20 protein-coding genes are annotated in these 20,609 nt (G+C 64.7%); 4 read left to right on the top strand and 16 right to left on the bottom strand.

Translation table 11 applies throughout. The annotated features are described in order from the left end of the window. Positions 1 to 21 precede the first annotated feature (21 nt). The 4 genes from dctA to V1280_RS01235 form a co-directional block, all read right to left on the bottom strand. Positions 22 to 1,323 carry a C4-dicarboxylate transporter DctA gene (gene dctA, locus V1280_RS01250; RefSeq protein ID WP_334518268.1) on the bottom strand — a complete coding sequence of 434 codons (1,302 nt, stop codon included), beginning with the start codon at positions 1,321 to 1,323 and terminating at the stop codon, positions 22 to 24. Continuing rightward, complete coding sequence (locus V1280_RS01245) at positions 1,320 to 2,204, bottom strand: amidohydrolase family protein (protein WP_334518267.1); 885 nt, start codon at positions 2,202 to 2,204, stop codon at positions 1,320 to 1,322. Before V1280_RS01245 ends, dctA begins: the two co-directional genes overlap by 4 nt. After that, complete coding sequence (locus V1280_RS01240) at positions 2,204 to 3,163, bottom strand: amidohydrolase family protein (protein WP_334518265.1); 960 nt, start codon at positions 3,161 to 3,163, stop codon at positions 2,204 to 2,206. Before V1280_RS01240 ends, V1280_RS01245 begins: the two co-directional genes overlap by 1 nt. Positions 3,164 to 3,238: 75 nt before the next feature. After that, a complete protein-coding gene (locus V1280_RS01235) occupies positions 3,239 to 3,949 on the bottom strand; it encodes a TetR/AcrR family transcriptional regulator (RefSeq protein WP_334518263.1) in 711 nt (236 codons plus the stop codon). Between the two features lie 115 nt (positions 3,950 to 4,064). Here V1280_RS01235 and V1280_RS01230 point away from each other — a divergent pair, with 115 nt between their 5' ends. Together V1280_RS01230 and V1280_RS01225 are read left to right on the top strand one after the other, a co-directional pair. Beyond that, positions 4,065 to 5,045, top strand: coding sequence for a tripartite tricarboxylate transporter substrate binding protein (locus V1280_RS01230; protein ID WP_334518261.1), 981 nt, complete (start codon positions 4,065 to 4,067; stop codon positions 5,043 to 5,045). Between the two features lie 11 nt (positions 5,046 to 5,056). Continuing rightward, positions 5,057 to 5,836, top strand: coding sequence for an ABC transporter substrate-binding protein (locus tag V1280_RS01225; protein ID WP_334518260.1), 780 nt, complete (start codon positions 5,057 to 5,059; stop codon positions 5,834 to 5,836). A gap of 16 nt (positions 5,837 to 5,852) precedes the next feature. Here the strand turns inward: V1280_RS01225 and V1280_RS01220 are convergent, their stop codons facing one another. Beyond that, positions 5,853 to 6,998, bottom strand: a complete 1,146-nt coding sequence (locus V1280_RS01220) for a mechanosensitive ion channel family protein (protein WP_334518259.1) — start codon at positions 6,996 to 6,998, stop codon at positions 5,853 to 5,855. Between the two features lie 123 nt (positions 6,999 to 7,121). Here V1280_RS01220 and V1280_RS01215 point away from each other — a divergent pair, with 123 nt between their 5' ends. Beyond that, complete coding sequence (locus V1280_RS01215) at positions 7,122 to 8,372, top strand: DUF763 domain-containing protein (protein ID WP_334518258.1); 1,251 nt, start codon at positions 7,122 to 7,124, stop codon at positions 8,370 to 8,372. Here the strand turns inward: V1280_RS01215 and V1280_RS01210 are convergent. From V1280_RS01210 to V1280_RS01200, 3 genes are all read right to left on the bottom strand, one after another. Next, positions 8,273 to 9,580: a cytochrome P450 gene (locus V1280_RS01210; RefSeq protein WP_334518257.1), complete on the bottom strand. Its 1,308-nt coding sequence runs from the start codon at positions 9,578 to 9,580 to the stop codon at positions 8,273 to 8,275. The two genes, V1280_RS01215 and V1280_RS01210, sit on opposite strands and share 100 nt — an antisense overlap. Positions 9,581 to 9,672: 92 nt before the next feature. Then, positions 9,673 to 9,999, bottom strand: a complete 327-nt coding sequence (locus tag V1280_RS01205) for a hypothetical protein (protein ID WP_334518255.1) — start codon at positions 9,997 to 9,999, stop codon at positions 9,673 to 9,675. A gap of 106 nt (positions 10,000 to 10,105) precedes the next feature. Next, positions 10,106 to 10,879, bottom strand: coding sequence for a ferredoxin--NADP reductase (locus tag V1280_RS01200; protein ID WP_334518253.1), 774 nt, complete (start codon positions 10,877 to 10,879; stop codon positions 10,106 to 10,108). Between the two features lie 159 nt (positions 10,880 to 11,038). On the opposite strand from V1280_RS01200, the gene V1280_RS01195 reads away from it, so the two are divergent. After that, a complete protein-coding gene (locus V1280_RS01195) occupies positions 11,039 to 12,235 on the top strand; it encodes an amidohydrolase family protein (protein ID WP_334518251.1) in 1,197 nt (398 codons plus the stop codon). A gap of 114 nt (positions 12,236 to 12,349) precedes the next feature. Here V1280_RS01195 and V1280_RS01190 read toward each other — a convergent pair whose 3' ends face one another. From V1280_RS01190 to V1280_RS01155, 8 genes are all read right to left on the bottom strand, one after another. After that, positions 12,350 to 12,805, bottom strand: a complete 456-nt coding sequence (locus tag V1280_RS01190) for a MarR family winged helix-turn-helix transcriptional regulator (RefSeq protein ID WP_334518249.1) — start codon at positions 12,803 to 12,805, stop codon at positions 12,350 to 12,352. Between the two features lie 14 nt (positions 12,806 to 12,819). Further along, the gene (locus tag V1280_RS01185; protein WP_334518248.1) at positions 12,820 to 13,524 is read right to left on the bottom strand and encodes an ABC transporter ATP-binding protein; all 705 of its coding nucleotides are present in this window, start codon (positions 13,522 to 13,524) and stop codon (positions 12,820 to 12,822) included. Further along, on the bottom strand, positions 13,521 to 14,312 hold the full coding sequence (locus V1280_RS01180; protein WP_334518246.1) for an ABC transporter ATP-binding protein: 792 nt from the start codon (positions 14,310 to 14,312) through the stop codon (positions 13,521 to 13,523). The genes V1280_RS01185 and V1280_RS01180 overlap by 4 nt, the downstream gene beginning before the upstream one ends. Continuing rightward, on the bottom strand, positions 14,309 to 16,198 hold the full coding sequence (locus tag V1280_RS01175; RefSeq protein ID WP_334518244.1) for an ABC transporter permease: 1,890 nt from the start codon (positions 16,196 to 16,198) through the stop codon (positions 14,309 to 14,311). The genes V1280_RS01180 and V1280_RS01175 overlap by 4 nt, the downstream gene beginning before the upstream one ends. 156 nt (positions 16,199 to 16,354) lie before the next feature. Further along, positions 16,355 to 17,557: an ABC transporter substrate-binding protein gene (locus tag V1280_RS01170; protein WP_334518242.1), complete on the bottom strand. Its 1,203-nt coding sequence runs from the start codon at positions 17,555 to 17,557 to the stop codon at positions 16,355 to 16,357. A gap of 78 nt (positions 17,558 to 17,635) precedes the next feature. Beyond that, the gene (locus V1280_RS01165; protein WP_334518240.1) at positions 17,636 to 18,220 is read right to left on the bottom strand and encodes an amino acid synthesis family protein; all 585 of its coding nucleotides are present in this window, start codon (positions 18,218 to 18,220) and stop codon (positions 17,636 to 17,638) included. A 15-nt stretch (positions 18,221 to 18,235) separates the two neighbouring features. Further along, positions 18,236 to 19,132, bottom strand: coding sequence for a UPF0280 family protein (locus V1280_RS01160; RefSeq protein ID WP_334518239.1), 897 nt, complete (start codon positions 19,130 to 19,132; stop codon positions 18,236 to 18,238). Continuing rightward, positions 19,129 to 20,586 (bottom strand): 6-hydroxynicotinate reductase, encoded by a 1,458-nt coding sequence (locus V1280_RS01155; RefSeq protein WP_334538105.1) that lies wholly within the window; start codon positions 20,584 to 20,586, stop codon positions 19,129 to 19,131. The genes V1280_RS01160 and V1280_RS01155 overlap by 4 nt, the downstream gene beginning before the upstream one ends. Positions 20,587 to 20,609 lie beyond the last annotated feature (23 nt).

The raw sequence follows: 20,609 nt of genomic DNA, 5'->3' as shown, positions 1-20,609 counted from the left end.
GTCATGCCGGCAGCAGTTTCATCAGGCAGCGGCCGCCGCGGGTTCCTCGCCGTCGAGCACGCGCTTCAGGCGCTCGTGATCGAGCGCCCCTTCCCATTTGGCAATCGCGATGGTCGCGACCGCGTTCCCGATCAGATTGGTCGGCGTCAGCCCCTGCGACATCAGCCGATGGATGCCGAGCACCAGCGCGACGCTCGTCACGGGAATGGAGCCGGTGGCCGACAGCGTTGCCGCCAGCACGACAAAGGCGGCGCCCGCGATGCCCGCCGCACCCTTGGAGGTCACGAGCAGGATCAGCAGCAGCTCGATCTGCTCGGCGAGCCCGAGCGGCGTGTTGGTCGCCTGCGCCAGAAACACCGAGGCGGCAGCGAGGTAAAGGCAGGTGCCGTCGAGATTGAAGGAATAGCCGGTCGGGATCACGAGCCCAACGACACTCTTCTCGCAACCGGCCTTCTCCAGCTTGGTCAGCATCCGCGGCAGCACCGTCTCGGACGATGTGGTGGCGATGCAGATCAGCAGCTCTTCCCAGATGTAGCGGATCAGCTTGAGCAGCGAGAAGCCGCAGAGACGCGCGACGGGGCCGAGCGCCACGATGATGAAGATGACGCAGGTGAGATAGAACCCGCCGAGCAGCTTGCCGAGCGAGGCCAGCGAGCCAACACCGAACTTGCCGACCGTGAACGCGATCGCCCCGAACGCACCGATCGGCGCGGCCCACATCACGAAGCCGACCACGGCGAACACCATCTTGGCGGCAATGTCGATCAAATTGACCAGCGGTGCGGCACGCTCGTCGAGCTGCACCAGCGCAAAACCGCACAGTACCGAGATAAACAGCACCTGGAGGATGTTGCCCTCGGCAAAGGCGCCGATGAACGTCGCCGGCACGATGTTCATCAGGAACGGCACGAAGCCGATCACGGCGGTCTGTTTGACGTAAGGCTCGACCGCGCTGGCATTGATGCTGGCGGGATCGATGTTCATGCCGGCGCCAGGCTTGAGCACGTTCACCGCGATGAGACCGATGATCAGCGCGATCGTGGTCATGATCTCGAAATAGATGATCGCCTTGACCGCAACGCGCCCAACCCGCGCCATGTCGGCCATATGGGCGATGCCGTGGACGACGGTGCAGAAGATGATCGGCGCGATCAGCATCCGGATCGCCTTGATGAAGGCGTCCCCCAGCGGCTGCATCTTGGCGGCCGCCTCGGGACTGGCGATCCCAAGCGCGATGCCGGCCGCCATGGCGATGAGCACCTGGATCCAGAGCTCCTTCCACCAGGCCCGTCCGCGCGGCTTGTCGATCGCCATCGCGGTCATTCGTCGAATCCAAACAGGCGCGCGGGATTGTCGACCAGGATCTTCTGCTGGAACTCCGGCTCCGGCGCGAACAGCGGGATCAGGTCGACGAGGTCGCCATCATTCGGCATCACCTTGACGTTGGGATGCGGCCAGTCCGTGCCCCAGATGATGCGGTCGGGCGCAGTCTCGACGATTTTTCGCGCGAACGGCACCGCGTCGGTGAATGGCGGGCCGCTGGAGGACACCCGTTCCGAGCCGCAGATCTTGACCCAGCATTTTTCGTCGCGCTGCATCAAATCGATCAGGATTTTGAACGGCAGCTGGTCGAGCCCGTCGGACGCCTTGACCCGTCCCATATGGTCAATCGTGTAGCTCAGCGGCAGTTTTGTCAGCATGTCGGCATATTCAGGCAGATCGATCGCATCGAAATGCAGGTCGATATGCCAGCCGAGCGGCGCGACCGTGGCGATAATGCGGTTGAACACGCGCTTGTCGGGGACGCCGCCGAGATGGCGGACGAAATTGAAGCGGCAGCCGCGGAAGCCGCCGTCATGCAGCACGCGAAGCCCGCGCTCGGTGATGGTGTCGTCGATATTGGCAACCGCGCGATAAGCATCGTTGCTTTGCGCGATGGCATCGAGCGCCACCGTGTTGTCGACGCCGTGCACGCTGGCATTGACGATCACCGCGCGCTCCACGCCGAGCTTGGCATGCATGACCTTGAAATCCCCAAGCGGCGCATCCGGCGGCGTGTAGGATCGATCCGGCGCGTAAGGGTATTTCGCGCCGGGACCGAAGATGTGGCAATGCGCATCGCAGGACAGCTTCGGCAGCTTGAACTTCGGCGTGCGCGTGTTCGGATCGGGCGGCGGGATGGTCGGCGTGTACATGATATTCATCAACTGAACTTGAACAGGCGGGCGGGATTGTCGACCAGCAGCTTCTGCTGGGTCGCCTTGTCGGGTGCGTAGAGCGGGATCAGATCGACGAGATCGCCGTCATTCGGCATCACCTTGATGTTGGGATGCGGCCAGTCGGTGCCCCAGATGACGCGATCGGGCGCATTGTCGATCAGCGCCTCTGCGAACGGCACCGCGTCGTGGAACGGCTTGCCGGCGGCGGAGGCCCGCTCGAGGCCGGTGATCTTGACCCAGCATTTCTCGTCCTTCTTCTGGAGATCGAGCAGCGCCGTGAAGCCGGGATCGCTGAGCCCCTTTCCGGCCTCCACCGTTCCCATATGATCGATCACGTAAGGCGTCGGCAGCGCGGTGAGAATGGGCGCGAATTCGGCGATCGTCCCGGGCTCGAAATAGACATCGATGTGCCAGCCAAGCTCGGCGACGCGGTGCACGATGCGCTGGAACTTGGTCATGTCGCCGACGCCGCCGAGGCGCTTGAGGAAAGCGAAGCGGCAGCCGCAGATGCCGCCCTTGTCGAGCGCGGCCAGCTCCTTCTCGCTCATCTCGTCGCTGACATTGGCGATGCCCTTGTAGGCACCCTCGCTCTGGGCGATCGCATCGGTGACGACGCGATTATCGGTGCCGTGCACGGTGGCATTGACGATCACACAGCGCTCGACGCCGATCTTCTCGTGCAGGCTGCGGAACGTCTCCAGCGGTGCGTCAGCGGTATTGTAAGGGCGCTTCTCCGAGAAGGGATAACGGGACGCCGGCCCAAAGATGTGGGTGTGGCTGTCGCAGGATTTCGGTGGCAGCTTGAACGACGGTGTTTTGGGATTCGGGTCCGGCGGCGTGATCGTCGGCATCGCTTTGGGCTCCGCGCCTTGCGCATGCGCGTCGCTTGCGAGCGCGACGCCCGCCAGTCCGGTCAAGAGATGCAAGCACTCCCGCCTGTTCATTTCCTCGAACACCCCATTCACATGTCCGCTTGCGAGCGAAAGCGCTGTTACGCGCCTCCCCTCGGGCGATTTCTTTCAAGTCTTGCTGCTTGCAACAGTCCTTCGCCGCGCCGGCGCGGCCTGATCCAGGGGCGGCGCCTGGAACGCGGCAACAGTGGCCTGTACCAATTGCTCGATCGCATTGGCGGGATCATTGCCGTCCGCCTCGCCGCGCGACAGACGCGAGACGCGATCAGGCGTCACCAGCGAATAATAGAGTGCGCCGAGCAGAAAGTGGCTGCGCCAGACGATGTCGGTGCGCGGGATGTGCGGCAGGCTGTCGTGGATCGCGTCGATGAAGGCGTGGCTGGTGTCGTCAAACGTCTGTGCGATGATTTTTCGCGCGACCTCGTTGCCCTCGGCCGACATCACGGCGCGCAGCCGCGTGAAGCGCGCCCCGCCGCCGGCGAGATCGCTGCCCGAGGTGAAGGCCGGAACCACATAGGCCCGCACCACCGCTTCCAGCCGGTCCTGGAGATCGCGCACGCGCTTGGCGGCGGCGAGCAGCTCCGAGCGGCGCAAATTCATCGGCCCGCAATGACGCCGGTAGATCTCCAGCAGCAGGCCATCCTTGGTCTTGAAATGATAGGTCACGCTGCCGGGATTGGCCCCTGCGGCCTGCGCGATATCGCGCACCGAGACGGCGTTGAAGCCGTTGGTGGCGAACAGCTCCTCGGCCGCGGCGAGGATTGCCTCGCGCATGTTCGGCTTGCGGGCCGTTTCCTTGCTGGTGGGCTTGCGTACCATATGATTTGTACTATCGTACAAAAGATCAGGTCTCGTCAACAAAAACCACGGGCAACGTCCGGAAGCGGCTCGGAACTCCACCGCACGGACGCGAATGCCCCAAGGAGTGCTGAATATGCTGGGTTTGAACAAGAAGGTCGGCGCCGTGATGCTCGGCGCCGGTCTGTTGCTCGCGGGCGGCTTCGCGCAGGCCGCCGACAATTATCCGAGCAAGCCGGTCCACATCCTCGTGCCCTATGCCGCCGGCGGCGCGGTCGACGTGCTCGCCCGCACGCTCGGACAGGCACTTGCAAAAACCTGGGGCCAGCAGCCCGTGGTCGACAACCGCCCCGGCGCAGGCGGCATCGTCGCCTCGCAGGCGCTGACGCAGGCGGCGCCGGACGGCTACACGCTGATCCTCGTTGCCAGCGGCCATCCGCTGAACCAGTTCATCTATCCGAGCGTGCCCTACGACACGTTTAGGGATTTTACCGCGATCAGCGAAGTCGCCTCCTCACCGCTCGCGATCGTCGTGGCCAAGGACAGTCCCTACAAGACGCTTGGCGATCTCCTGGCTGCGGCGAAGAAAGACCCGGACAAGCTCTCCTACGGCATGTCCGGCAACGGCACCTCGGCGCATCTCGCCGGCGAGCTTCTGAAATACATGTCCGGCACCAAGATCGTTGCGATCCCCTACAAGGGCGGCGCGCCGGCGCTGACCGCCGTGATTGCCGGCGAGATTCCACTCAGCATCAATCCGCTCGCGGAAGCCATCGGCCAGCTCGAAGGCGGCCCGGTGCGCGCACTCGCGGTGACCTCGGCCGAGCGCTCCAAGGCGCTGCCTGATGTTCCGACCGTCGCCGAGTCCGGCGTCCCCGGCTACGACGTCTCGGTTTGGTGGGGCGTACTTGGACCCGCAAAAATGCCGCCGGAGATCGTCGCAAAACTCGAGACCGATCTGAAGGCGGCGCTGCAGGATCCGAATGTGCTGTCGACGCTCGGCAAGATCGGCGCAGCCCCGGTCGGCTCCTCCGCCAAGGACTTTGACGCCTACATGCACGCCGAGGCAACCAAATGGGAGCCGGTGCTGAAGGCTGCCGACATCCGCGCGCAGTGAAGGGCTCTCACATGAGTGTTGCGCACACCGCGCTGCTCGCCTGCGCAGTCGTCAGCCTGTTCGGCGCGCCCGCGCGCGCCGACGGGGAAGCAAAACTGCTGGCGCCGAGCGGCATCTTGCGCGTCGGCATCTATCCGGGCAGCCCGACCTCGATGGTGACGGATACAGCCGGCAAGCCGCACGGCCTCGCCTACGATCTCGGCGGCGAGCTGGCGAAAAGGCTCGGCGTCGGCATCGATTACGTCCGGTTTCAACGCGTCGCCGATATCGTCACCGCGATCCACGACGGCCAGGTTGACTTCACCATCACCAACGCCACCCCGGCTCGTGCCAATGAGGTCAGCTTCAGCCAACCGGTGCTGGCGATCGAGCTCGGCTATCTCGTTCCCGCGAATTCACCGATTGCCAAGGTAGAGGATATCGACAAACCCGGCGTGAAGATCGGCGTCACCAAAGGCTCGACCTCCGAGCGTACCCTGCCGACGAAATTGAAGAATGCGACCATCGTTCCCGCCGAGAGCGTCAAGATCGCCATCGCCATGTTCGGCCGCGGTGAGATCGATCTCTACGCTACCAACAAGCCGACGCTGTTCGAAATGTCCGATCAGATGCCGGGCGCGAAAATCCTCGATGGCAATTGGGGTGCCGAGCATCTGGCGATCGCGATCCCCAAAGGCCGCGAGGCCGCGCTTCCCCTGCTCAACAGCTTCGTCGCAGAGGAGCAGTCGTCCGGTGCACTGGACACGATCCAGCAGCAGGCAGGCTTACGCGGCGCGACCAAGGCTAAATAAGGAGGAGCCGCACCGCTCAATTGCGCGCGTTCGCCCGCATCTTCTCCGGTGCGGCGGAGCGCTGGAAGAGCTCGGCGTCGTCGCCTCCCCCTGACGGGATCAGGATCGCGCGTTCGCGCGGCAGGGCTTCCGGCATCTCGTCGCGGATGAAGGCGATCAGCCTCTCCCGCATCTCGCAGCGCAGATCCCAGGATTGCGGCGCATTCCGCGCACTGACCAGCGCGCGCAGCTCGATGGTGCGGGAATCCGCGTCGATCACCTGGAGATTGACCACCGCGCCGTCCCACAGCTTCGACTCCTTGATCGCGCCTTCCAGCCAGCGGCGGATGCGCGGCACGTCGGCACGGTAGTCGACGTGGAGCGCGATCACGCCGATCAGGGACGCCGTGTCGCGGGTCCAGTTCTGGAACGGCTTTTCGATGAAGTAAGACAGCGGCACCACCATGCGGCGCCAGTCCCATAGCCGGATCACGACATAGGTCGCGGCAATGTCCTCGACCCAGCCCCACTCGCTCTCGATGATGACGGCATCCTCGATGCGGATCGGCTGGGTGATGGCGATCTGCACGCCGGCGATCAGATTGCTCAGCAGCGGTCGCGCGGCAAGACCGACGATGAGACCGGCAGCACCAGCTGAGGCGAACAGGCTGACGCCATACTGCCTGACCGAATCGAAGGTCATCAACGCGGTCGACACCGTGATGATGACGATGATGATGTCGGTCACGCGCTTGAACACGCGCACCTGCGTGACGTGCTTGCGCGCGACGAAGTTTTCGGTGACATCGCGGAAGTTCTGCAGGTAGCGCGCCGCGCTCATGTCGACGATCCGGATCGAGATCCAGCCGATCAGCGCGATGAAGGCGACGACGAACAGGCTCGTCAGCGGCGTGCGAAAGACGTCATCCAGCGGCGCGAGCGGCAACACCAGCGCAACGGCTGCGAGGCACAGCGCCAGCTGGGCCGGGCCGGACGTGCGCTCGATGAACACGCTCAGCAGCGGCAGCCGGGTTCCAAAAGTACGATTGAGCAGCCAGACTGCGAGCCGATAGAACGACAGCGCAAGCAGCATCGCCCCGGCAACGAGGCCGAGACCGATGATCCATGACGGTATCCACCCGAACATCCTGTCGATGTCGGTCATGAGGGCCTGGCGATTCATTCACGTCCCCGGTATTGCATTGCTTATCGCCAACGCGTTCCCACGCGCTTCGCTCCCCCGCCCTGTGCAATGCAGCATCCCTCTGGTGCAACTGTCCCCGAACTGCGCTAATTTGGGACAATCATGACTCGCCGAACCGGCAGCGCCGATCTTCCCCTCCACACTGGACGAGTTCCGCCGTGGCTTGCGAGCCGCATGGCTTCGCTCGGCGCCATCGTCACGCAGGCGGTCGTGCATCATTACGGCCGCGATGCCTTCATGCAGCGCCTCTCGCATCCCTTCTGGTTCCAATCATTCGGCGCCGTGATGGGGATGGACTGGCACTCCTCAGGAATCACCACCTCCGTGATCGGCGCGCTGAAGCGAGGGCTCGGCCCGCTTCAGGACGAGCTCGGCATCTATGTCTGCGGCGGCCGTGGCCAGCATTCGCGCAAGACGCCTGACGAGCTGCTGCAGCTCGGCGACCGCGTCGGCTTCGACGGCGCAAAGCTCACGCGCGCCAGCCGGCTGGTGGCGAAAGTCGACAGCGCCGCCGTGCAGGACGGCTTTGATCTCTATCTCCACGGCTTCTTCGTCACGGCCGACGGCAAGTGGACGGTGGTGCAGCAGGGCATGAATGGCGACAAGCGGCAGGCTCGCCGCTACCACTGGCACTCAGAGTCGCTGAAGAGCTTTGTCGATGCGCCGCACAGCGCGATCGACGGGCCGCAGCAGGGCGAGATCGTCAATCTCACCGACCATCGCGCCGACGTCTCGCGCAATGCGCAGCTCGAGCTGCTGACCGATCTCGGCCCCGATCGCATTCTCACCGAATTCGAACGACTCACCGGCACTGCGCCCGAGCCCGCGCAGGCGATGCTGCCGCATCTGATCATGCCCGCGCATCACGATGTCCGGCCAAAGGACGTGTTCGCGCGCCGCCTGCATGGCACCCTGGCAGCCGCCGCGGAGCGCGGCCCGGTCGACTTCCCCGAGCTGTTGCTGACGCCGGGTGTCGGCGCACGCACCGTGCGGTCGCTGGCGATGGTCGCCGAGGTCGTGCACGGTGCGCCCTATCGCTTCAACGATCCCGCGCGCTTCTCGCTCGCCCATGGCGGCAAGGACCGGCATCCCTACCCCGTTCCGATCAAGGTCTATGACGAGACCATCCGCGTGCTGAAGGACGCGATCCAGAACGCAAAGCTCGGGCGCGAGGAAGAGATGCAGGCGATCAAGCGCCTCGACGACCAGGCACGGCGGCTTGAGCGTACAGCAAGCGGGCCATCGGTCGAGACCTACATCGCGGGAGAGCGCGAAGCCTCGCCCGATCTCGACGGCCGGTCCGTGTTCGGCTGGGAACGCGACGTCGTGGCGTCACGGAAATCGACGGGCTGACTGTCCACCGCAACGACCGGCAGCTTCGCGATCGCACGGAGACCCGGCCGCTTGCGCCAGTGAATTTGCGCGGAATCGACGGCGAGACCGAGCTTCGGCCATCGGGTAAACAGTGCCTCCAGCGCACAGGTCGCCTCGATCCGAGCAAGCTGGTGGCCGAGGCAGAAATGGATGCCCGTGCCGAACGAGATAAGGCGGTTCGGCTTGCGTGTGAGATCGAGGTGCTCAGGCTGCTCGTGCACCGCCGGATCCACATTCGCCGCCGCGAGCATGACCATGACGCGATCGCCCTTCTTCAGCGGCACACCTTCCAGCTCAACGTCCCGCCGCACATAGCGCGGCTTTGAAAATTGCACCGGCGAGACGAAACGCAAGAATTCCTCGACCGCGAGCCCGGCGCGGCTCCAGTCCTCTTCCAGCCAATCACGCAAGCCCGGATTTCTGAGCAGTTCGTAAACCGAGCCGCTGATGAGATGCGTGGTGGTCTCCGAGCCCGCCGCAAGCAGCAGGAACACCATCGACACCATTTCGTCCGGCGTGATCTGCCCGCCCTCCCGCTCGACCTGGACCAGTTCGGCAATCAGGCCCTCGCCGCCCCGCTCGCGCGCGATCTGCAATTGCTGTTCGAGATAGAAAAGCATCTTGCGGAACGCGAGCAGCAGGCGAAAGAAGCTGACCACATTCGTTAGCGACGACATGGAATTCGCCCAGGCGATGAAGCGCGGGCGATCGGCCATGGGCAGACCGAGAAGCTCGGAGATCACCAAGAGCGGCAGGATGCGCGCATAGCTCTGGACGAGATCGGCCGGGCTGCCCTTCGCAAACAGCTCATCGGCCAGACCGTCCGCGATGGCACGGATACGCGGCTCCATCGCAACGATGGCGCGACGGCGAAAGGCCTCGTCCACGATGCTGCGCAGCCGGGTGTGATCCGGCTCGTCCATCGTCAGCATGTTGTTGGCGATGGTCCTGACCAGCCCTGGCATCCACCAGCGCAGGCCCGCAACGTCGCCATCTTCCTTGCGCAGCGTAAAGATCGTGCTGTCCTTCAGCACCTGCGCGGTCGCGTCGTGGGTTGTGGTGACCCAGACGTCGCCGACAAGCGGAAAGCGCGTCGCGACCACGGGGGCGGACGCGCGCAGCGCCGCGATCGCCTTGGGCGGATCGCGAAAGAAAGCCTCGCTGGTGAAATCGAGGCGCGGTGCCATGGGATCACCGAACTGGTTGGTGGCGCCTCAACGAGATGGTGAGCGACGCCGCAGGCGCAAGGGCCGGAACCAGCCCTTCTTGGGCAGCGGGACTAGCCGCGCCCCGGCGAGCGCGGGCCGGCCTTGCGCTGCTGCTGGTTGGTATAGGCGTCCCAGTGGCTCCAGCTGCCATTGCTCAGGCTTTGCATATCCGTGCCGAGCGGACGGCGCGTTCGCTTGTCGTGGTCGGCAATCGCACGCTCGGACTGCGCGATCTTGCGCTTGAGGTCGGCGGCCGCCTTCTGGGTCTGGCCGTCGCGCTTCGAGGACGCGATCTCACCGATCGTGAAGCGCGCGGTCTCCAGCGCCTTCAACTCGGCGCGATTCTTCTTCAACTGGACCCGGTGCCAGGCGATGTTGCTGTCGCTGTCCGCAACCATGTGGGAACTCCGCTGATTCGCTCCCACAGTGTATCGCGCGCCGAATCGGCGCCGCAACGCCCGTGCGGCGGCGAAAATACGGTCTTACTGCGCTGGAAATCCGCGCTTAGCGCTCGGCAAAGGCCTTTTCGACCACGAACTGGGCGGGCTCACCGTGATTGCCTTCGACAAAACCGCGCTCTCCGAGGAGCACGCGGGTATCAGCCACCAGCGCCGGGCTGCCGCAGATCATGACGCGGTCGTGGGCCGCCTCGATCGCCGGCAGGCCGATATCGGCGAACAGCTTGCCCGAGGTGATGAGGTCGGTGATGCGACCGCGGTTGCGGAAGGGATCGCGGGTCACCGTCGGATAGTAGATGAGCTGAGCGCGGATATAATCGCCGAGCATCTCGTCCTTCGGCAGGTGCTCGTTGATCATCTCGCCATAGGCGAGTTCCTTCACGTGCCGGCAGCCGTGCAGCAGCACGACCTTCTCGAACCGCTCGTAGGTCTCGGGATCCTTGATCACGCTCAGGAACGGCGCCAGCCCCGTGCCGGTGCCGATGAGGTAGAGGTTGCGGCCCTCTTCCAGGTTGTCGATGACCAGCGTGCCGGTCGCTTTGCGGCTGACGATGATCTCGTCGCCTTCCTTCAGATGCTGGAGCCGCGAGGTCAGCGGACCATCAGGCACCTTGATCGAGAAGAATTCGAGGGTGTCCTCGTAATTGGCGCTGGCGACGCTGTAAGCCCGCAGCAGCGGCTTCTCGCCGACCTTGAGCCCGATCATGGTGAACTCGCCGTTACGGAAACGGAAGGTCGGGCTGCGGGTGGTCTTGAAGGAGAACAGCGTGTCGGTCCAGTGGTGGACGCTCAAAACGCTTTCCTGATTGAAATTGCTCATCTCAGCTTCCCTGTCGCGTCAATTGCGGTTTTCGAGGCCGGCCAGCTATGCGTCGTTTGTACACGATCATTCGTACACAAATGAATAATCCGACTTGATCCCGCGGTCAAGGCTGCCCAAGATCGAAAGCGTTGCAGTTAGGAATAAGGAGCCCCCTCCATGGCGCATGACGCACCCCAGGCCGCCGGACCCTCGAAGCTCGTGATCCGCAATATCGGCCTGATCCTGTCCGGCGCGATGGAAAAGCCGATCCTGGACGGCGACACCATCGTCGCCGAGAACGGCAAGATCACCGCGATCGGCCGCTTCAAGGACCTCAACACGGACGATGCCACCACGATCGTCGAGGCCAGCGGCACCACGGTGGCGCCGGGCCTGATCGACAGCCACGTTCACCCTGTGGCCGGCGACTGGACGCCGCGGCAGAACCAGATCGGCTGGATCGACAGCAACCTCCATGGCGGCGTCACCACGATGATTTCCGCCGGCGAAGTGCACATGCCCGGCCGCCCGCGTGACGTCGTTGGGCTGAAAGCCATGGCGATCTTCGCCCAGCGCGCCTTCTGGAATTTGCGGCCCGGCGGCGTGAAGGTTCACGCCGGTGCGCCCGTGATCGAATGCGAGATGGTCGAGGAGGATTTCAAGGAGCTGGCCGCGGCCGGCGTCAAGCTGCTCGGCGAAGTCGGCCTCGGCGGCGTCAAGGACGGCCCGACCGCCCGCAAGATGGTCGGCTGGGCCCGCAAATACGGCATCCAGAGCACGATCCACACCGGCGGTCCCTCGATCCCCGGCTCCGGCCTGATCGACAAGGACGTGGTGCTGGAGGCCGACACCGACGTGGTCGGCCACATCAACGGCGGCCACACGGCCCTGCCCGACGATCAGATCCGTTGCATCTGCGAGGGCTGCAAGCGCGGGCTCGAGCTCGTGCACAACGGCAATGAGCGCTCGGCGCTGTTCACGCTGCGCATCGCGCGCGAGATGGGCGATCTGCATCGCGTCATCCTCGGCACCGACGCGCCCGCCGGCTCCGGCGTGCAGCCGCTCGGCATTCTGCGCATGGTCTCGATGCTGTCCTCGCTCGGCGATCTGCCGGCCGAGATCGCGTTTTGCCTCGCCACCGGCAACACCGCGCGGATGCGGCAGCTCGATTGCGGCCTGATCGAGGTCGGCCGTTCCGCCGACTTCGTCATCATGGACAAGGCGCAGCACTCGCCCGGCAAGACCATTCTGGAGAGCGTCCAACTCGGCGATCTCCCCGGCATCGGCATGACCATCATCGACGGCATCGTGCGCACGCAACGCAGCCGCAACACCCCGCCGGCGGGAAGAGTGCCGGAAGTGGTGGCAAAGTAGTCGGGAAAATGGTGCCGTAGGGTGGGCAAAGCGAAGCGTGCCCACCATTCGTCCTTAGGCGCAAAGTACGTGGGCACGGCGCTTCGCGCCTTTGCCCACCCTACGAGACCGCCTTCACCGCAGCTTGTTCAACAGCGCCATCAGCAGCTCGCGCTCCTTGGCATCAAGCGGGGCCAGCGTTTCGCGGGTGATCGCAATCGCATTCGGCGCGAGCTTTTCCGCAAGCTGCTGACCGGCGCGCGTCAGGCTCACCAGCAGGCGCCGTCCATCCTCAGGATCCTGGCTGGTCTCGGTCAGGCCGCGCGCCGTCAGACGGTCGATCACGCCCTTGATGGTCGCGACGTCCATCGCGGTCAGCCGTCCGAGCTGGTTCTGCGAGCACGGCCCGGTCTCGGCGAGCTTTGACAGCGCGGCCCATTGCGTCGGCGTCAGATTGGTGCCGATGTCGCGGGAGAAAATCGAGCTGTGGCGCTGCCAGACCTGGCGCAGGATGAAGCCGACCTGCTCGTCGAGCACGTAAGGCGGTTTGCCCTGCTTCACGCTCTTTTTTGCCGCGACGCTTCTCGCCATCCGCTTCCCACCTCTCACAACGACAGATGCGCGTCGCGGATATCCGGACGCGCGTCGAGCTCGGCCATGGTCCCGCCGAAGCAGATGCGGCCGCGCTCGATGATATAGGCGCGATCGGAGATCAGCCGCGCAAAGTGCAAATTCTGTTCGGAGACGACGATGCTGACGCCCTCCTTCTTCATGGTCAGGATGGCATCGACCATCTGCTCCACGATCTTTGGCGACAGGCCTTCCGACGGCTCGTCGAGCAGCACCAGCGACGGGTTGCCCATCAGCGTGCGCGCGATCGTCAGCATCTGCTGCTCGCCGCCGCTCATGCGGCCGCCGGGACGCCCCTTCATCTCGCCGAGATTCGGAAACAACGTGAACAGCTTTTCGCGGGTCCAGTACGGCGCATTCGGGCGCTTGGGCTGGCGGCCGACTTCGAGATTCTCCTCCACCGTCAGATCGGTGAAGATGCGCCGCTCTTCCGGCACGTAGCCGAGGCCCTCGCGCACGATCTCGTGCGTCGGACGCGCCGAGACGTCCTTGCCCTCGAACGTGATGCGGCCGGTTCGTTGCGCGACAAGGCCGACGACGGAGCGGAACGTGGTCGACTTGCCTGCGCCGTTGCGCCCGAGCAGCGCCACCACCTCGCCCTCGCCGACCTCGAAACCGATGTCGAACAGGATATGCGCGGGGCCGTAATGGCTGTTGAGGTCTTGCACCGTGAGCTTCATGCCGAGGCTCCCTCGCGATGCCCGGCCTCGTAAAGCAGGCCCTCGCCGAGATAGATCGCCTGGACCTGCGGATTGCCGCGCACCTCGGCCGGTGAGCCTTCGGCGATCAGCGTCCCCCGATTCAGCACGATGATGCGGTCGGCATGTTCGAACACCACGTCCATATCGTGCTCGGTGAAGAGCACGCCGATCGATTTTTCGCGCGCGATCTGCGCGGTGAGCCGCATCAGCTCGACGCGCTCGCGCGGCGCCATGCCGGCGGTCGGCTCATCCATCAGCAGAAGTTTCGGGTCATTGGCGAGCGCGACAGCGAGCTCGAGCCGCTTGAGGTCGCCATAGGCAAGCTCGCCGCAGGGACGATCGGCATAGCCGCCCATGCCGACCAGTTCGAGCAGCCGGCCGGCCTCGCCGCGGTCGACATTCGGCGCCGAGCCCCAGAGATTGAACAGCTGCTTGCCATGCGAGATCAGCGCGACCTGGACGTTCTCGCGCACCGTCATGGTGGCGAAAGTTGCCGTGATCTGGAAGGTACGTCCCACGCCCATGCGCCAGATCTCGCGCGGCTTCTTGCCGGTGGTCTCCTCGCCGAGCAGGCGGACATGGCCGGTATCAGGCTTGTTCTGGCCGTTGAGCATGTCGAAGCACGTGCTCTTGCCGGCGCCGTTCGGGCCGATCAGCGCCAAAATCTCGCCGGCGCGCAGCGAGAACGAGACGCCGCGCACGGCGTGGATGCCGCCGTAGGATTTGGTCAGGCCTTCGACCGCGAGAAGTGGGGGTGCGACACTCATTCGGCGGACTCAATCGGCTTGGCGAGCAAAGATGATCCCGGCGGCGACGACTTCCTGCGACGCTGCGCCAGCATCTCCAGCATGCCGACGATGCCCTTGGGGAAGACGACGACGATCAGCACGATGAAGCCGCCGAGCACGAGTTTTGACAGATCGGTCTGGCTCACCAGCCAGATGTTCAGCGCCTTGTAGACGATGGCGCCGATCACCCCGCCCGACACCGTCTCGACGCCGCCGAGCAGCACCATGACCAGCGCATCGACCGAGAGCGAGATGCCGAGATTATCCGGGAAGACGCTGCCCTTGAGGTAGGCGAACAGCGCGCCGCCGATGCCGGCAGTCGTGCCCGCGATCACGAACGCCGTCCACTGGATGCGCTTGGCGTTGATGCCGACCGCCTCGCTGCGCAGCAGCGAGTCGCGCGTGGCGCGCAGCGCGTAGCCGAATGGCGAAAATACCATGATCCGCAGCGCAATGGTCACGAGCGCAGCGACACCGAGCGCCAGCCAGTAGAAATGCGACGGGCTCGCCGCCCAGCTTGCAGGCCAGACGCCCAGAATGCCGTTGTCGCCGCCGGTGACGCTCACCCATTGGAATGCGATCGACCAGACGATCTGCGCGAAGGCGAGCGTCAGCATCGCAAAGTAGACACCGGAGAGCTGCACGGCGAAGAAGCCGAACACGGCAGCGCCCATGCAGCCGAGCAGCGGTCCGAGCAAGAGGCAGACGATCATCGGCAGCCCCGCCATCTTGGCGAGGAAGGCGACGCCATAGGCGCCGAGCCCGAAATAGGCGGCATGGCCGAACGATGCCAGCCCGCCGACCGACATCAGGAAGTGCAGGCTGACGGCGAAGATCACGAAGATCGCGATCTCGGAACCGACGGTCAGCGCGTAATTGCCGGCGAACAAAGGCAGCGTTGCCGCGATGACGAGGGCTGCGAGCGCCGCCAGCCGCTCGTTCGACGTCAACGGCCGCCAGGGATTGACGGTGAGGCCCGGCGTCTTGCGCGCGGCCGCCTCCGGCTTGCCGAACAGGCCCCAGGGACGGACGATCAGCACCACCGCCATCACCAGGAAGACCAGGATGATGGAGATCTTCGGGAAGATGAGGATGCCGAAGGCGTTCAGCTCGGACACCAGCACGGCCGCGACGAAGGCGCCGACGATGCTGCCGAGGCCGCCGATCACGACGACGACGAAGACCTCGACGATGATGCGCAAATCCATGGCGTGGTGCACGGCATCGCGCGGGATCTGGAGCGCGCCGCCGAGCGCGGCCAGGAAGACGCCGACTGCGAACACGGAGGTGAACAGCCATTTCTGGTTCACGCCGAGCGCCGCGACCATATCGCGGTCCTGCGTCGCTGCGCGCACCAGCACGCCCCAGCGCGTGCGCTGGAACAGCAGCCAGAGAACGCCGAGCACGACCGGGCCCAGCGCAATCAGGAACAGATCGTAGCTCGGGATGTTCTGGCCGAAGAAATCGACTGCGCCCTTGAAGCCCGGCGCGCGGCGGCCGACGAGATCGTCGGGCCCCCAGATCAGTACCACGAGATCCTCGACCATCAGCGTGAGACCGAAGGTGCCGAGCAGCTGGAACAGCTCGGGCGCATGATAGATCCGCCGCAGCAGCACCATCTCGACGAGGACGCCGATCAGCGCCACGGCCAGCGCCGCCACCACCACCCCGCCCCAGAAGCCGAACGCACCGGAGAAGCGCTCGGTCAGCGTGAATGCGATATAGGCGCCGATCATGTAGAAGGCGCCATGCGCGAAATTCACGATCCGCGTCACGCCAAAGATGATCGACAGGCCCGAGGCCACCAGAAACAGCGACGCTGCGCTGGCGAGACCGGTCAGAAACTGTACGACATAAAAGGCCATCGGCGGTCCGGGTTGGGTAAGTCTCTGTGAAGTCGTAGGGCGGGTTAGCGAAGCGTAACCCGCCGCCTTTTCGAGTGCGGCCCCGAAGATGGCGGGTTACGCCGGCGGACTGCGCTTCGCGCAGCCGCGGGCTAACCCGCCCTACGGCAGCGGAGATTAGTCCTTCGGACGCAGCTTCTCGACTTCGGCGTCGCTCGGCAGATAGTCCGCGCCCTTCTTGTAGGAGAAGTCGACCATCACGCCCTTGCCGTCCTTCTGCGCGGTCTTGCCGACGAAGGCGCCGAGGGTCGACTGGTGGTCGATCTTGCGGAAGGTGATCTCACCGAACGGCGACGGCATCGACAGACCTTCAGCGGCTGCGATCATCTTGTCGGTATCGGTCGAGCCGGCCTTGGCCAGGATGGCGGCAGCCGCCTTGATGGTCTGGTAGCCGACGATCGAGCCGAGGCGCGGATAGTCGTTGTACTTGGTCTGGTAGGCCTTCAGGAACGCGTCGTGCTCGGGCGTCTTGATCGAGTACCAGGGATAGCCGGTGACGATCCAGCCTTCCGGCGTCTCCTCCTTGAGCGGGTCGAGATATTCGGGCTCGCCAGTCAGGAACGACACGACCTCGCGTCCCTTGAACAGGCCGCGGGTATTGCCTTCACGCACGAGCTTGACGAGGTCGGGGCCGAAGGTGACATTGAGGATGGCTTCCGGATTGGCCTGCGCCACCGCCTGCACCACCGGGCCAGCATCGATCTTGCCCTGCGGCGGCCACTGCTCGTCAACCCACTGGATGTCAGGGCGCTTCTCCGACATCAGCTTCTTGAACACCGCCACCGCCGACTGGCCGTATTCATAGTTCGGCGCAATGGTCGCCCAGCGTTTTGCAGGCAGCTTGCTGGCGGCTTCCACCAGCATCGCGGCCTGCATGTAATTGGAGGGACGCAGGCGGAAGGTGTACTTGTTGCCCTTCGCCCAGGTCACGGCGTCCGTCAGCGGTTCGGCCGCGAGAAAAAACACCTTCTTCTGGTTGGCGAAGTCGCTGACCGCGAGGCCGATATTGGACAGGAACGTGCCCGTCAGCATCGCGACGCCTTCGCTGGAGACGAGTTCATTGGCCGCGGTCTGCGCGTCGGCCGGCTTGCCGCCGTCGTCCTTGGAGATGACGACGAGCTTCTTGCCGTTGATGCCGCCGGCCGCGTTGATCTCTTCGACGGCGAGCTGCCAGCCCTTGCGATAGGGCTCGGTGAAGGACGGCAGCAGCGAGTAGCTGTTGATCTCGCCGATCTTGATGTCCTGCGCCAGGGCCGAATGGCCGATGCCGCCCGTCAGAAGCGCAAAGGCCGCGCCGACAAAATAGTTTCTTGCTCGCATCCCAACCTCCAGTTTTGAACTTTATCTCTCGACCACGATCATGCCGGAGAAGCTGTGCCCGCCTCTCCGAGCCGTCCCTTATTTCAAACCGTCTTCGCCTTTGATCTCCGCAACCGTCAGCCCGCCGACGCGCGGCAGCGGACGGCCGCTATCGGTGACGGCGATCGCGACCATGATCTCATTGGCGCGCGGCGCGTCGTTGATCTGCACTTCCATGCCGTCGAAATGACTGCGCACGAAGGCCGCATCCTTGTGGCCGAGCGGAATATCCAGCGTCGTACCGGGGCCGCTGCGCTTCTTCGACGACGGGATCAGCGCCGCGCCCTTGCCCAGCACTTTGCGCACCGGCGCACCCATCTTGGGATGGAGAATCGCGGCGGCGTGCTCCAGCTCACCGTTCTCGCCGACAGCCGCGGCCTTGCCGTAGCTCTGCGCCTTCGCGCCATCGATACCGAGCGCGGCGACCGCGCGCTTCGACAGCAGATCGCCGAGCTCCTCGCCGATCGCGATCAGCGGCGAGAGGTCCTCGACATATTTTCCGGCAAAGGGATTTTCGATCACGGCGATCGCAGCGGCGCGCCGGGTCGGTGGCGAGACCTGGCGGCCCATCTCCATCTGCGTCTCTTCGACGACGGTGACGATCTTGCGGATGATCGCGCTCATGTTTCGCTTCCCTGCTCAGGCACAGACCGCATTCTCCAGCACGAGCGGGCGCGGTCGTTGCTCTTCTATATCCCTGGTTCCGATGACAAGCATATCACCACAAAGCCGCAGCACGGCACCCTCGATCAATCCGCGATCGAATAATTGCCGTGCACATTCCGCGCCAGATTCCAGCGCAGCGGCGATCTCGCTCTGCGACAATTCACCGACATTGCGGGTGACGAGACGCGCACCGAGATCGCTGTCGGGCTGAAGCTCGTTTGCTGGCTGCCGGATGATGGCGGGATGCCCGGGAAGATCGACGGCGTTGGCGATGACTGTCGCGGCTGCGTCGGCCTGCGACGCTGTCGCCGCGAGCACCGTCACTGCATCGGCAATGCCCAGTGAAAAGCTGCGGCCATGACGTCCGCTGGTCGCGATGCCGCGCACGGGATCGTCAGCATCGACCCTCATGGCGCGCATCACACCGTCGTGGTCCGGGCGGTCCATCAGCCCGACCGTAAAATGCTCGCCACGCCCGAGATGCAGCGCGATGTCGCCGCCATTGTTGACGTAGACCCGGTCGAGCGACGCAGCGTCCAGCATCGCGCCGAGAATCTCCTCGGCCACGCTGCCTGCCACCGCAGCCATGGGCGTGATGAAACAATCGGCGGCATAAGGCGCGACAGCTGCGTGCATCCGACGCGCGACCACGCCCTTCAGCGAAGTCCGCTTCCCGGCGGCAGCCCGCAATTCCCTAAGTTCCGCACAGAGCTCGTCGAGCAGTCCAGTAAAGCGGCGCGCCGCAGCCTCATAGGCCGCGCGCACCTCGTGCTCGCGCCCCCTCGCCTCGACGATCAGATCAATCGGTCCATCCTGCAAATGCAGCCGCCGGCCATCAGACAGCAATGCGATTTGCGGGAGCCTCGTCATGGCCGAGGTCCTGGAATCGGGTTCTGCCAGGGCAGCTGACGGACGTCTTCGCCGCCCCTCACCTCGGAGAGCGGTTTCACGTAATCCATGTGCCCGCCGAGCGCGGCATAGTCGGTCAGCTTCATCGTGAATTCGATCGGCGCAACCAACGCCGGCGTCGGCACATAGCCGAACGCACCGGAAGGCATTTGCGTGACGTCCACCATGTAGGTGATGCCGCCGCCCGGCCAGACATAGACGGCCGCGCCGCCGCTGGTGACTCGCGTCAGCGCGTCCTTCACCGAGCGTGTCAGCCGCACCGGATTGTCGGTAACTCCCGCACGCAACGAACCGCCGGCGCCGGCCATGAACAGCACCGTGCACAGCGCTGGTTCGCAATTCTCCTGGATGCGCTCGACCGAGAACTTCAGATCGGCCGGCATCTCCGTTTCGACCGGCTTCAAGGCGTCGTCGAGCACGTAGTAAGAGGAATGCTCACCGGTGGTTGAGACCATCAGCATGGAGAGGCCGGGCTTGGCCTCCTTGGCGTCGAACGGGCCAAGGATTGCCAGCGGATCGGAGATGTTGGTACCACCCCAACCGGTGCCGGGATCCGCAACCTGGAAATAGCGACCGGGCGTCGAACGCCGGCCCTTCATCTTGATGCCGGTGTCGGCGATGTCGAGCAGCTTGCCGGCCTGATGTTCGCTGAGCACGCCGGTGATGTGGTCGTCGACCACGACGACCTCGTCGACCTTGCCGTGCCATTGCTTGGCGAACATGCCGATCGTCGCAGAGCCGCAGCCGACGCGCATGCGCTCTTCCTTGACGCCGTTGACGATCGGCGGCCGGCCGGCCTGCACCACCACGCTCGCGCCGCCATCGATGGTGAGCTCCACCGCCTTGCAATTGGCAAGGTCCATCAGCGTGTCGCAGGTGACGCGGCCCTCCTTCTTGGAGCCGCCGGTGAGATGATGCACGCCGCCGAGCGACAGCATCTGCGAGCCGTATTCGCTGGTGGTGACATGGCCGACCGCCTCGCCCTGCGCGCGCACGGTCGCGGTTTCCGGGCCGAGATAGCGGTCGGTGTCGATCTTCACCTTGACGCCGCAATAGGAGAAGATGCCCTCGGTGACGACTGTCACCATGTCGACGCCGTCGACCTCGGAGGAGACGATGAAAGGCGCCGGCTTGTAATCGGGATAAGTCGTACCCGCGCCGATCGCGGTGACGAAGGTCGAGGGCTCGTGGACGAGCTTGCCGTCCCAGTCTTCGCTGCGGCTGAACGGCACCAGCTTGCCGCCCTGCGACACAGTGCGCTCCAGAATGATGTGCGGATCGACGCGGACAAGCTTGCCGTCGTGGTTGGCATAGCGATCGCAGGCGCCCGCCGCGCCCGGCTTGATGTAGCACATCACCGGACAGGCATCGCAGCGGATCTTGTCGGTGGCAGCGCTTGTTGTTTCCATCACCATGCCAAAGCCAGCAGACATTGCGG

Source organism: Bradyrhizobium sp. AZCC 2230 (assembly GCF_036924495.1).
Taxonomy (GTDB): Bacteria; Pseudomonadota; Alphaproteobacteria; order Rhizobiales; family Xanthobacteraceae; genus Bradyrhizobium; species Bradyrhizobium rifense.
The sequence above is the reverse complement of the archived record's forward strand: the minus strand, read 5'-3'. Positions and strand labels throughout refer to the sequence as shown.

Coding starts and splice junctions, on each gene's coding strand:
- dctA (WP_334518268.1), bottom strand. CDS start 1,323: ATGACCGCGATGGCGATCGACAAGCCGCGCGGACGGGCCTGGTGGAAG.
- V1280_RS01205 (WP_334518255.1), bottom strand. CDS start 9,999: ATGGTTGCGGACAGCGACAGCAACATCGCCTGGCACCGGGTCCAGTTG.
- V1280_RS01190 (WP_334518249.1), bottom strand. CDS start 12,805: ATGGCGAGAAGCGTCGCGGCAAAAAAGAGCGTGAAGCAGGGCAAACCG.
- V1280_RS01230 (WP_334518261.1), top strand. CDS start 4,065: ATGCTGGGTTTGAACAAGAAGGTCGGCGCCGTGATGCTCGGCGCCGGT.
- V1280_RS01185 (WP_334518248.1), bottom strand. CDS start 13,524: ATGAAGCTCACGGTGCAAGACCTCAACAGCCATTACGGCCCCGCGCAT.
- V1280_RS01200 (WP_334518253.1), bottom strand. CDS start 10,879: ATGAGCAATTTCAATCAGGAAAGCGTTTTGAGCGTCCACCACTGGACC.
- V1280_RS01165 (WP_334518240.1), bottom strand. CDS start 18,220: ATGAGCGCGATCATCCGCAAGATCGTCACCGTCGTCGAAGAGACGCAG.
- V1280_RS01210 (WP_334518257.1), bottom strand. CDS start 9,580: ATGGCACCGCGCCTCGATTTCACCAGCGAGGCTTTCTTTCGCGATCCG.
- V1280_RS01195 (WP_334518251.1), top strand. CDS start 11,039: ATGGCGCATGACGCACCCCAGGCCGCCGGACCCTCGAAGCTCGTGATC.
- V1280_RS01160 (WP_334518239.1), bottom strand. CDS start 19,132: ATGACGAGGCTCCCGCAAATCGCATTGCTGTCTGATGGCCGGCGGCTG.
- V1280_RS01235 (WP_334518263.1), bottom strand. CDS start 3,949: ATGGTACGCAAGCCCACCAGCAAGGAAACGGCCCGCAAGCCGAACATG.
- V1280_RS01240 (WP_334518265.1), bottom strand. CDS start 3,163: ATGAACAGGCGGGAGTGCTTGCATCTCTTGACCGGACTGGCGGGCGTC.
- V1280_RS01245 (WP_334518267.1), bottom strand. CDS start 2,204: ATGAATATCATGTACACGCCGACCATCCCGCCGCCCGATCCGAACACG.
- V1280_RS01155 (WP_334538105.1), bottom strand. CDS start 20,586: ATGGTGATGGAAACAACAAGCGCTGCCACCGACAAGATCCGCTGCGAT.
- V1280_RS01225 (WP_334518260.1), top strand. CDS start 5,057: ATGAGTGTTGCGCACACCGCGCTGCTCGCCTGCGCAGTCGTCAGCCTG.
- V1280_RS01180 (WP_334518246.1), bottom strand. CDS start 14,312: ATGAGTGTCGCACCCCCACTTCTCGCGGTCGAAGGCCTGACCAAATCC.
- V1280_RS01170 (WP_334518242.1), bottom strand. CDS start 17,557: ATGCGAGCAAGAAACTATTTTGTCGGCGCGGCCTTTGCGCTTCTGACG.
- V1280_RS01215 (WP_334518258.1), top strand. CDS start 7,122: ATGACTCGCCGAACCGGCAGCGCCGATCTTCCCCTCCACACTGGACGA.
- V1280_RS01175 (WP_334518244.1), bottom strand. CDS start 16,198: ATGGCCTTTTATGTCGTACAGTTTCTGACCGGTCTCGCCAGCGCAGCG.
- V1280_RS01220 (WP_334518259.1), bottom strand. CDS start 6,998: ATGAATCGCCAGGCCCTCATGACCGACATCGACAGGATGTTCGGGTGG.